This window comes from Streptococcus sp. A25 (assembly GCF_043674095.1).
GTDB lineage: Bacteria > Bacillota > Bacilli > Lactobacillales > Streptococcaceae > Streptococcus > Streptococcus suis_V.
On record NZ_JBIMJO010000043.1, the window covers coordinates 1 to 1001 of the forward strand.

Annotated in this window: 2 protein-coding genes; both read left to right on the forward strand. The window is 33.1% G+C overall.

Annotated elements, in window-relative coordinates; all coding sequences use genetic code 11:
* Nucleotides 1-64: 64 nt before the first annotated feature.
* Nucleotides 65-679 (forward strand): CadD family cadmium resistance transporter, encoded by a 615-nt coding sequence (locus ACHBID_RS11090; RefSeq protein ID WP_172008563.1) that lies wholly within the window; start codon nt 65-67, stop codon nt 677-679.
* 11 nt (nt 680-690) lie between these two features.
* Nucleotides 691-1001: Cd(II)/Zn(II)-sensing metalloregulatory transcriptional regulator CadX (cadX, locus tag ACHBID_RS11095; RefSeq protein WP_394732358.1), on the forward strand; the 311-nt coding region annotated here is incomplete at its 3' end.

Below are 1001 nucleotides of genomic sequence, written 5' to 3' on the forward strand. Positions count from 1 at the left end.
AAGTTGACATCTACAAAGTTTAATGTTAGAATACATTCAAAAATGTATTTGAATGAGGTGTTTTATGATTCAAAATGTTGTTACTTCAATAATCCTGTATTCTGGGACAGCCGTAGACTTACTTATTATCCTAATGTTATTTTTTGCCAAAAGAAAAAGCAGAAAAGACATCATCAACATCTATTTAGGACAATTTCTAGGCTCTGTTAGTCTAATATTGCTAAGTTTGCTTTTTGCATTTGTCTTAGATTATATTCCTAGTAAAGAGATTTTAGGTTTGCTCGGTTTGATTCCAATTTTCCTAGGCCTCAAAGTTTTGCTTTTAGGAGATTCTGATGGAGAAGCTATTGCCAAAGAAGGTTTGAGCAAAGATAATAAAAATCTGATTTTTCTAGTCGCTATGATTACTTTTGCAAGTTGTGGTGCTGACAATATTGGTGTCTTTGTCCCATATTTTACTACCTTAAATTTAGCGAATTTGATAGTGGCTTTACTGACCTTTCTAGTCATGATTTATCTCTTGGTTTTTTCTGCCCAAAAATTGGCACAAGTCCCTTCTGTTGGAGAAACTTTGGAAAAATATAGCAGATGGTTTATTGCCGTCGTTTATTTAGGATTGGGGATATATATCCTGATTGAAAACAACAGTTTTGACATGCTATGGGCTGTATTAGGCTAGGAGAAAAAATTATGAAAAAAGATAGTATCTGTCAAGTGGATGTTATAAATCAACAAAAAGTTACAACCGCAACGAACTACCTTGAAAAGGAAAAAGTCCAAAAATCACTTCGTATTTTATCAAAATTTACCGATAATAAACAGATAAATATCATCTTTTATCTTCTTGCCGTCGAAGAACTCTGTGTCTGCGATATAGCCTGTTTATTAAATCTCAGTATGGCATCTGCCTCCCACCATCTTCGTAAACTAGCCAATCAAAACATCTTGGACACTAGAAGAGAGGGGAAAATTATATATTATTTTATAAAAGATGAGGAAAT